Source organism: Cellulomonas sp., assembly GCF_036279715.1.
In the GTDB taxonomy this organism is placed as follows: domain Bacteria; phylum Actinomycetota; class Actinomycetes; order Actinomycetales; family Cellulomonadaceae; genus Cellulomonas_A.
Genome location: NZ_DASUIR010000133.1, coordinates 23,169 through 33,226, shown reverse-complemented (window position 1 = coordinate 33,226; position 10,058 = coordinate 23,169). Strand labels below are relative to the sequence as shown.

6 protein-coding genes are annotated in these 10,058 nt (G+C 71.3%); 3 read left to right on the top strand and 3 right to left on the bottom strand.

What is annotated here, in order from left to right; translation table 11 throughout:
* Nucleotides 1-188: 188 nt before the first annotated feature.
* On the top strand, nt 189-854 hold the full coding sequence (locus tag VFW79_RS12735; protein WP_329677663.1) for an SDR family oxidoreductase: 666 nt from the start codon (nt 189-191) through the stop codon (nt 852-854).
* Nucleotides 855-904: 50 nt separating this feature from the next.
* Here the strand turns inward: VFW79_RS12735 and VFW79_RS12730 are convergent, their stop codons facing one another.
* Nucleotides 905-5,011 (bottom strand): sigma-70 family RNA polymerase sigma factor, encoded by a 4,107-nt coding sequence (locus tag VFW79_RS12730; RefSeq protein WP_329677662.1) that lies wholly within the window; start codon nt 5,009-5,011, stop codon nt 905-907.
* A 219-nt stretch (nt 5,012-5,230) separates the two neighbouring features.
* Here VFW79_RS12730 and VFW79_RS12725 point away from each other — a divergent pair, with 219 nt between their 5' ends.
* Both VFW79_RS12725 and VFW79_RS12720 read left to right on the top strand, forming a co-directional pair.
* Nucleotides 5,231-6,001: a hypothetical protein gene (locus VFW79_RS12725; protein ID WP_329677661.1), complete on the top strand. Its 771-nt coding sequence runs from the start codon at nt 5,231-5,233 to the stop codon at nt 5,999-6,001.
* Nucleotides 6,002-6,105: 104 nt separating this feature from the next.
* Nucleotides 6,106-6,894, top strand: coding sequence for a phosphotransferase (locus VFW79_RS12720; RefSeq protein ID WP_329677660.1), 789 nt, complete (start codon nt 6,106-6,108; stop codon nt 6,892-6,894).
* Between the two features lie 17 nt (nt 6,895-6,911).
* On the opposite strand, the gene nrdF is transcribed toward VFW79_RS12720, so the two are convergent.
* Both nrdF and nrdE read right to left on the bottom strand, forming a co-directional pair.
* Nucleotides 6,912-7,886, bottom strand: coding sequence for a class 1b ribonucleoside-diphosphate reductase subunit beta (gene nrdF / locus VFW79_RS12715; protein WP_329677659.1), 975 nt, complete (start codon nt 7,884-7,886; stop codon nt 6,912-6,914).
* A 61-nt stretch (nt 7,887-7,947) separates the two neighbouring features.
* Nucleotides 7,948-10,053: a class 1b ribonucleoside-diphosphate reductase subunit alpha gene (gene nrdE, locus VFW79_RS12710; RefSeq protein ID WP_329677658.1), complete on the bottom strand. Its 2,106-nt coding sequence runs from the start codon at nt 10,051-10,053 to the stop codon at nt 7,948-7,950.
* Between the last annotated feature and the right edge of the window lie 5 nt (nt 10,054-10,058).

Genomic DNA, 10,058 nt, shown 5'->3' with positions numbered 1-10,058 from the left:
CAACAGCAGGAGCGGACGGCCAGGCAGCACATTCGACGCGCGACGAGGTCGCACGACGAACCACGGGTGCAGAGGCCGGACATGGCTGAATTCGACCACACACTGAGACGGGAGCGCCGAATGCGTCCACAGAGCGGGACGGAGCCGCGCGCACAGCAAGATCCGCGCACCCGTCCTACGGTGGATCCATGCGCATCGTGGTGGCAGGCGGGCACGGTCAGGTCGCTCGGCGCCTGGCCCGGGCGCTCGTCGAACGGGGCGACACGCCCGTGGGACTCGTTCGCAACCCGGACCACGTCGCCGACGTGCAGTCCGACGGCTCGGGCGCCGTCGTGCTCGACCTCGAGACCGCGACCGTGCACGAGGTCGCGGGAGCCCTGTCGGGGGCCGACGCCGTGGTGTTCGCCGCGGGCGCGGGACCGGGCAGCGGCGCCGAGCGCAAGGACGCGGTCGACCGGGGTGGCGCATCGCTCGTGGCCGACGGCGCGACGCTCGCCGGGGTCCGCCGCTATGTGCTCGTGTCCTCGATGGGTGCGGGCAGCGAGCCGGAGCCCGGGATGGACGCGGTGTTCGCGAGCTACCTGCGCGCCAAGAGCGCGAGCGAGGCGGACCTGGTCGGCCGGGACCTCGACTGGACGATCCTGCGGCCCGGCGCCCTGACCGACGACGCGGGTACGGGGCACGTCCGGCTGGACGAGGACGTCCCAGCCGGCACGGTCCCGCGCGACGACGTCGCCCGGGTCATCGTCGAGCTGCTGCACGAGCCGCGCACTGCGGGGCTCGTGCTCGAGCTCGTGTCCGGGGAGGTCCCGGTCGAGGCTGCGGTCGCGGCCGTGATCGAGCGCGAGACCTGAGGCACCGGCACGGCGGATGAGGTTCGGGGCTCAGCGGGTGGGGCGTCGCGTCAGCGGGTGAGCACCGTCACGACGCCGAGGACGAAGGCCTCGTGGGGGGACCGCGCCGTGAGCACGCTCGAGCCCGCCACGGCCGGGGCGCGCGGCGCAGCGATCACCGTCCCCAGGAAGCCCTTCGCGTCGACCCCGAGCGAGTTGGCGTAGTCCGAGCCGACCGCGGTCGAGTCGAAGGCGTTCGTGGCGTCACCCGCGGCGTCGCCTGACCCGGTCCACCGCACCGGCACGAGCGGAGCGCCGTCGAGCGTGAGCGTGTCGCCCGAGCTGCCGCGATCGCCCTCCCAGGCGACGACCCCGACCCGCGCGGTCTGCCCGGGCGTCGTGGCGACGGACAGGCTCGCTGACGACCCGACGTTCACCGTGACCGCGCCGTCGTGCACGACGACCGTCCCGGCACCTGCCGAGCTGTCGGCGTAGACCACGACGAGCGCCCACCCGGCATAGGCCCCCGCGCCCGAACCGACCCCGTTGGACGGGTCGGCGAACGTCCAGGCACCGGCGCCGCCCGTGCGCACCTGGGCCGTCACGTCGGCGAACGCCTGGTACTCGTGCGCGCCGGCAGCGCCGCCCGTGGGGGCGAGCAGCGCGCCGGTCACGGCGGCGAAGCCCCGCCCGGGTCCGGCGAGCCGGGCGGTCACAGGCTGCGTCGTCGGCGAGCCGCCCGAGGCCGCCCAGTACAGACCGGCGAACGCGACCTCGCGTCCGGCAGGCATGTGCAGCTGCGCGCTCGAGGCGACCTTCGCGTCGGCGATGCCCTTCTCGAGGAGCGCCACCATCGTCAGGTCGTTGTTGTTCAGCGTCGGGCCCTTGCCGGTGAGCGCCCCGGAGCACTGCGCGCTCGGCGAGCACGTCAGGAGCGGCGCGCCCATCTCCACCACGTTCCACGTGCCCGCCAGCCCCACGGTGCTGAACCTGGGCATGAGGCCGCCGGACGCGACCACGACGGGCTCGGAGTCCCCGGCGGCCGGGCCGTTCCCGCCCGACAGCGTGACAGCGACGTCGCCCGAGCCGGCGTTCACCGCGCGCACGCCGAGCTGCACCTTCGTGTCCTGGCCCGCCGCGAGCGCGCCGAGGTCGCACGTCACCGTGCGTCCGCCGGTAGCGGCGGCGCATCCGGACGTCGAGCCGGCGTCGAGAGCCGCCACGACCTGCGTCGGGAGGCTCACGGTCGCGCTCGACGACGTGGCAGCTGCGTTGCCGCTGTTGGCGACCGTGAACGTCAACGAGGCCTGGTCACCGACGGCGAACGTGCCGGCGTGCACGATCGCGGGCGCCGCTGCCACCTCGAGCGCCGAGGCGTGCACGGTCACCGCGACGTCGACGCTCGAACCGTCCGGACCTCCGATCGGCTGGACTGTCGCCCGAAAGCTGGGGAGCAGCCCCCTCACCGACCCGTCGGACGAGAGCCCCGCCGTGAGTACTGTCGCGGCGCCGCGCGCGATCGTCGGCGTCGTGCACTCGATCGTCGCGTCCGTCGGCAGCGCCTCCCGCGACGTGCCCGCGCCGACGCACGCCCAGCCCGGGGCCACGACGGCGGGACCTGTCCACCGCGCACCGGCCGGCAGGGTGAGCAGCACGCGGGAGTCCGTCGCGTGGGTCTGGCCGACGTTCGTCACCGTCACCGGGATGCGCGCCGGCGCGCCGGCGACGAGGTCGATCGCTGCCGACGACGCGGGCACCGTGACGCGCAGCTCTGCCGGGGTGCGGATGTCGAGGCCGACCCGGATGCCCTGGCTGACCTGCGGCGCGTCCGGCGACAGCCCGAGACTGACCTCGGGTGAGGCCGTCTGGATCGCCCCGACCATGGCGTAGAGCTCGAGGTCGAGCGCGTCGGCCGCCCTCCCGCCGAGCTGTGGCCGTGTGCATGTGACGGACTCACCGCCGGCCGGCTCAGCGGACACGTCGAACCCGCCCGGCCAGCTCGGGGTGCACGTCCACGACCCGGACGCGCCCGCCACGTGGACCCTCGGCGGGAGCTGCAGGGTCACGGTCGGCGTCGCGGCAGCGAGCTGCCCGGCGTTCGACAGCGCGAGGTGCAGGGTGCCGCGGCTCGTCGGGGCAGCGTTCGGGACGTTGTCCGCCACGAGAGGTTCGACGGTCGGTGTCGCGTCGAGCCGCAGGCGCGCGGCCGACGGCTTCATGGTCACCGGAGCCGTGAGCGTCTGCGGTTCGATCCCGAGACCGCGGATCACGACGGAGATGGCGCTCGAGTCGGCCGGACTCACGTCCTGGTCCTCGCCGACCAGGACCGTCAGCGTCAGTCGCGAGGTCGCGCCGCTCGCGAGCAGGGCGAGCCGGCAGGTCGCGTGCTGGGGGTCTGATCCGGGCGTGCACGTCCAGTCGGTCGCAGGAGCGGCCGCCTCGAACCGCCCCGCCAGGACGAAGGACGTCAGGGTCGTCGTCGCCCCCGTGACGACCGCACCGGCCGGGAGGGTCACGTCGGCGGTGAGATCCGTGGCGTCGGCGGTGCCGGTGTTCGTCACGGTCAGGCTGACCGACTGGGCCGCGGCCTGCGCGGCGAGCGTGAGCGGGGCCGTGGTGAGCTGGAACGCCGGCGCGCCGGGGACGACGGGATCCGCGGTCGGCGCCGGCGGCGGGGTCGCGACCGGGGTCCCGGACGTGACCGGCGCCGGGACGGGATCGACGACGGCGGGCACAGTCGGGGACGACGTCGGCGCCGGCACGACGGCCGAACCCGTGCCGGCGACCGCGACACCGGTCGGGACGGCGGTCGGGACGGGGGTGGCCGCGTCGGTCGGGACGTCGGTCGGTCCGGGAGCGGCGGCGATCGTCGGGCTGTCGGTCGGGCCGTCAGTCGGCGTCGCGGTGGGCACGAGGCCCGACGACGCGGTCCCGGTCGGCTCGGGCGACACCGTGCTCATGGCGGCCGCCTCGGGCGGCGGTCCGGACTCGGGCACCCCGGACGAGAACACCCCGAGGAGACCCGCGATGCCGGCGACACCGGCGACGACCACAGCTGCGGCGGCGGCGACGATGCCGATCGGAAGGGCTCCGAGGAAGGCCGCGAGGCCACCCGTCGCAGCGACCGAGCCGACGGCCGCCAGGGCGCCCGTGCCGGCGGCCGCCCCCGCGCCCGCGCCCGCGCCCACCGCCGCGCCCGGACCGACGGTCGCGACAGCGCCCGTGCTGACCGCACCCGCTCCGCCCGCGCCCGTCGCACCCGCACCTGCACCCGCGCTCGCCCCTGTGCCGGTACCAGCGCCTGCCCCGGCCGCGGCCGCCGCCGAGCCGTTGCCGAGCGCAGCGACACCGGCAGCGAGCCCGCCGCCAACGGGCAGCGGGTGGGTGAGCGCGCCGAGCCCGAGCACGCCGAGGACGAGCGGCGCGATGACGGCACGCATGCCGTGGCTGACGTCGCCGAGCTCGAGCACGAGCGCGCGGCACCGACCGCACGACTCGAGGTGCTCGTCGACCTGGGCGGTCTCGCGAGCAGCGAGCCCACCGCGCACGTAGGCCCCGAGCTTGCCGGCGACGTCGCGGCAGCCCAGGTCGAGCGGCTGCTGCAGGTGCATCTGGAGGTACGCCTGCCGCAGACCCTCGCGCGCACGGTAGGCGAGCGCCGCGACGCCGTTCGCGGTCAGCCCCAGAAGCGGGGCGATCTCGGCCGGGGTCAGTGACTCGACCTCGGTGTACCAGAGCGCGGCCTGCCAACGCTCGGGGAGCGTGCGGAACGCGCGCGCGACAACCCCCCGCTCGAAGCCCGCGAGTGCCGGGTTCTCGGTGGACTCCTGGTCGCCGAACGCGGCCTCGAACGTCGCGGCGTCGTCGGTCGGGGTGACCCGCCGGCCACCCTCGACGCGCAACATCCCGAGACGGCGGATGACGGTGAAGAGATAGGCGCGGAACGCGACATCGGGGCCGCCTCCACCGGAGACCACCGTCCACACCTTCGTGAACGCGTCAGCGACGACGTCCTCGGCGTCCGCCTGCGAGTTCGTGTACTGCCGGGCGACGGCCCACGCGGCACCGGCGTGGCGCTCGTAGAGCTGGCCGAACGCGCTCGAGTCGCCGGCGCGGGCAGCGGTGATCAGCTCCGCGTCACTGAGGATCGCACCGGCGACCTGCGCGTTGCTCGACACTCACCCCTCCTCGCCAGCGGTCGACCACTGTGCGGCGCACAGCATCCGGGCCGGGGATGCCACACGCATTCCGACGAATCGGTCGCCCTCGCCCTCAGGGTGCCACATCCGGACGATTCACCGCATGCGCCCCCCACGAAACACGCCTCCGCGGAGCCTGTCCGCAAAGAAGTGGTCGAACACGCGTCACGATCCGGTCGTCCGCCACTCTCATCAGTCGTGGCCACACTGCGACCGGGCATTCCCGCGCTCCCGCCGAGCCTTCGCGAGAGCTGGCGGCACCAGAGCGAGCAGTCGGTCTGGCTCCGGCCGTCCGACTGGTACCACCCTGCTGTCGACGCCCTCGTCGAGGCCGTGCTCACGGACGCCGACGCGTCGAGCGCCGCCGAACGGCTCGGATCGGTCCGCGGGTTCGACGGCGTCGGGATCGCCGAGACGATCGACGACCTCGCGTGCCTGTACCGCTCGACCGGTATCGCCGAACCGCCGCTCGCCGTCGTCCGCGCGCTGTGCGAGGGCTGGGCCGAGGCGCAGGCCGGCATGCCGACCTCCGGCTCGTGCGTCGACCCCGAGTCGGGTCTGCCGACCCGGGAGTTCCTCGGCACCCGCCTGGCCGAGACGTATGGCGTGGCCGGTCGAGCGGAGTCCGCCGCCGAGCTCACGCACTGCCTGCTGCTGGTCGACGTGGCCGTCGCGGACGTCTCGCCGTGGACCCGCATGGCCCGGTCCGCCGCCGTCGGCTCCGCGCTGCGCGACGCGTACGGGCTCGGTCATCCGATGGCGACCCTGGGCGGCGGACTGTTCGCCATCCTCACCGAACGCGGCCCGGGACTCGGCGGACAGGTTCGAGCCGTCCGGGCCCATGTCGCCCACCAGGCCGGGCTGCTCGACGTCCAGGACCTGGTCCGGCAGCCGCCGCGACTGTGGGTCGAGGCCCTCCCGGGGACGCACGAGCGTGCCGTCCAGCTGCTGACCGAGCTGTCCCGCTGAGACCTGACCACTGAGACCCGCCTCGACGCAGGTGTCGATCGGCCCGCGACAACCTGATCCCCCGATAGAGGGACATATGCCGCGAACACGGTTACCGTCATTTCATGGGGATCAGGGGACTCGCCCATCACAACGATGGGCGTGGCGCTCGCACTGCGGCCGGGTCGCGCGACGAACCGGCTGCTGAGCCGTGGCCGCATGTCGTCCTCGGCCCCCTGGTCGCCTCCGGGCGTGATGCCGACGTGTTCGCGCTCACGGAGGAGCGCGTCCTGCGGCGCAACCGCTCGGGTCGCAGCACGGCCGTCGAGGCGAGCATCGTCCGCCATGTGACGGCGCACGGGTTCCCGGCGCCGCTCGTGTACCGCGCCGAGGGCCCGGACCTTGAGATGGAATGGCTCCACGGCCCCACGCTGCTGCAGTCCCTCGCGGCCGACGAGACCAGCGTGCGCGAGGCGGGCCGGATCCTCGCGGACCTCCACGCCCGGCTCCACGCCATCCCGGCGATCGACCTGCCCGGGCGGCCCGCCCTGTTCGGCGAGGTGGTCGTCCACCTGGACCTCCACCCGGCGAACGTCGTCCTCACCGAGGCCCACGGGCCGGCAGTCGTCGACTGGGTCAACGCTCGCGCAGGCACGGCGGCGCTCGACGTCGCCATGACCGCGCTGGTCATCGCGGAGGTGGCGGCCGACGCCGACGGGGAGTACTCCGAGGCGGCGCGAGCGGTGCTGGTGGCGTTCCTGGCCGACGCCGGCGTCGACCCGCTGCCCGCACTCGCCGAGGCATCAAGGATGCGGTCGCACGACCCGAGCCTGGTCATCGGTGAGCGGGCCCTCGTGCCTGTGGCCTCCGACCTCGTGCGGCACTTCGCCGAGGCGGTCCGGCCGCACACCTGAGCCGGACTGCCCCGCCGTCAGAAGTCCCAGTCCTCGTCCTCGGTGTTGACCGCCTTGCCGATGACGTACGACGAGCCGGACCCCGAGAAGAAGTCGTGGTTCTCGTCGGCGTTCGGGCTCAGCGCCGAGAGGATCGCCGGGTTGACGTCCGTCTCGTCCCGCGGGAACAGCGCCTCGTAGCCGAGGTTCATGAGCGCCTTGTTGGCGTTGTAGCGCAGGAACTTCTTGACGTCCTCGGTCAGGCCGACGCCGTCGTAGAGGTCCTGGGTGTACTCCACCTCGTTGTCGTACAGCTCGAAGAGCAGCTCGAACGTGTACTCCTTGATCGAGGCACGCTCGGCCTCGGAGACCTTCTCGAGGCCCTTCTGGAACTTGTAGCCGATGTAGTACCCGTGCACGGCCTCGTCGCGGATGATCAGGCGGATGAGGTCGGCCGTGTTGGTGAGCTTGGCGCGGCTCGACCAGTACATGGGCAGGTAGAAGCCCGAGTAGAACAGGAACGACTCGAGCAGGGTCGAGGCGACCTTGCGCTTGAGCGGGTCGTCGCCCCGGTAGTACTTCATGACGATCTCGGCCTTGCGCTGGAGGTTCGGGTTCTCCTCCGACCAGCGGAACGCGTCGTCGATCTCAGGCGTCGTGTTGAGCGTCGAGAAGATCGACGAGTACGACTTCGCGTGCACCGACTCCATGAACGCGATGTTGGTGTAGACCGCCTCCTCGTGAGGCGTGATCGCGTCGGGGATCAGGCTCACCGCGCCGACCGTGCCCTGGATGGTGTCCAGGAGGGTCAGGCCCGTGAACACCCGCGTCGTGAGCTGCTGCTCCTGCGGGGTCAGCGTCCCCCACGACTGGATGTCGTTGGACAGCGGGATCTTCTCGGGGATCCAGAAGTTGCCGACCAGGCGGTCCCAGACCTCGGCGTCCTTGTCGTCCTCGAGACGGTTCCAGTTGATGGCCTGGACACTGCTGACCAGCTTGAGCTTCTCGTGCATCACTTCTCCGTCTTTGTCATGGCCCACCGCACCGCGGTCCTGCACCCAGCATGCGCCCCGCTCAGAGCATGCACGAGACGCAGTTCTCGACCTCGGTGCCCTCGAGCGCCTGCTGGCGCAGGCGGATGTAGTAGAGCGTCTTGATGCCCTTGCGCCAGGCGTAGATCTGCGCCTTGTTGATGTCGCGCGTCGTCACGGTGTCCTTGAAGAACAGCGTCAGGGACAGGCCCTGGTCGACGTGCTGGGTGGCCTCGGCGTACGTGTCGATGATCTTCTCGTAGCCGATCTCGTACGCGTCGTCGTAGTACTCGAGGTTGTCGTTCGTCAGGAAGGGCGCCGGGTAGTAGACGCGCCCGATCTTGCCCTCCTTGCGGATCTCGATCTTCGAGGCGACCGGGTGGATCGACGACGTCGAGTGGTTGATGTAGGAGATGGAGCCCGTCGGGGGGACGGCCTGGAGGTTCTGGTTGTACAGGCCGTGGGCCTGGACGGACGCCGACAGCGCCTTCCAGTCCTCCTGCGTCGGGATCGCGACGCCGGCGTTCTCGAACAGCTCACGGACGCGGGCCGTCTTGGGCTCCCACGTCTGCGTCACGTACTTCTCGAAGTAGGCACCCGTCGCGTAGGTCGAGTCCTCGAAGCCCTCGAACGCCTTGTTCCGCTCGATCGCGAGCCGGTTCGACGCACGGATCGCGTGGTAGGCGACCGTGTAGAAGTAGATGTTCGTGAAGTCGAGGCCCTCGGCGGACCCGTAGTGCACGCGCTCGCGCGCCAGGTAGCCGTGCAGGTTCATCTGCCCGAGGCCGATCGCGTGGCCGCCGGCGTTGGCCCGCTTGATCGACGGCACCGACTCGATGCTCGTCTGGTCCGAGACCGCGGTCAGGGCACGGATCGCGACCTCGACCGTCCGCCCGAAGTCGGGCGAGTCCATCGCGAGCGCGATGTTCATCGAGCCGAGGTTGCAGGAGATGTCGCGGCCGACGCTGCTGTACGACAGGTCCTCGTTGTACGTCGAGGGCGTCGAGACCTGGAGGATCTCGGAGCACAGGTTCGAGTGCGTGATCTTCCCCTTGATGGGGTTGGCCTTGTTCACCGTGTCCTCGAACATGAGGTACGGGTAGCCGGACTCGAACTGGAGCTCGGCGAGCGTCTGGAAGAACTCGCGTGCGTCGATGCGCGTCTTGTGGATCCGCGCGTCGTCCACCATCTCGTGGTACTTCTCGGTCACGGAGATGTCCGCGAACGGCACGCCGTAGACCCGCTCGACGTCGTACGGCGAGAACAGGTACATCGGCTCGTTCTTGCGGGCGAGCTCGAACGTGATGTCCGGGATGACGACGCCGAGGGACAGCGTCTTGATGCGGATCTTCTCGTCGGCGTTCTCACGCTTCGTGTCGAGGAACCGCATGATGTCGGGGTGGTGCGCGTGCAGGTACACCGCGCCGGCACCCTGACGAGCGCCGAGCTGGTTCGCGTACGAGAAGGAGTCCTCGAGGAGCTTCATCACGGGGATGACGCCCGACGACTGGTTCTCGATGTGCTTGATCGGCGCGCCGTGCTCACGGATGTTGCTCAGCAGCAGCGCGACGCCGCCGCCACGCTTGGAGAGCTGCAGCGCGGAGTTGATGCCGCGCGCGATGGACTCCATGTTGTCCTCGATGCGGAGCAGGAAGCACGAGACGGCCTCGCCGCGCTGCGCCTTGCCCGAGTTGAGGAAGGTCGGGGTCGCGGGCTGGAACCGGCCCGAGATGATCTCGTCGACGATCGAGATCGCGACGTCCTGGTCGCCGTCCGCGAGCGTGAGGGCGACCATGCAGACGCGGTCCTCGAAGCGCTCGAGGTAGCGCTTCCCGTCGAACGTCTTGAGCGTGTACGACGTGTAGTACTTGAAGGCCCCGAGGAACGTCTGGAACCGGAACTTCTTCGAGTACGCGTGCTCGAAGAGGCTCTTGATGAACGCCGCGTCGTACTTGGCAAGGATGCCGGGCTCGTAGTACTTGTGCTCGACCAGGTACTCGAGCTTCTCCGCGAGGTCGTGGAAGAAGACGGTGTTCTGGTTGACGTGCTGCAGGAAGTACTGCCGCGCGGCCTCACGGTCCTTGTCGAACTGGATCTCGCCGTTCGGGCCGTAGAGGTTGAGCATCGCGTTGAGCGAGTGGTAGTCCATCTCCG

Bases quoted from the DNA above. Each gene is read 5' to 3' on its own strand.
- VFW79_RS12720 (WP_329677660.1), top strand. From the start codon at position 6,106: ATGGGGATCAGGGGACTCGCCCATCACAACGATGGGCGTGGCGCTCGC.
- nrdE (WP_329677658.1), bottom strand. From the start codon at position 10,053: ATGGACTACCACTCGCTCAACGCGATGCTCAACCTCTACGGCCCGAAC.
- nrdF (WP_329677659.1), bottom strand. From the start codon at position 7,886: ATGCACGAGAAGCTCAAGCTGGTCAGCAGTGTCCAGGCCATCAACTGG.
- VFW79_RS12735 (WP_329677663.1), top strand. From the start codon at position 189: ATGCGCATCGTGGTGGCAGGCGGGCACGGTCAGGTCGCTCGGCGCCTG.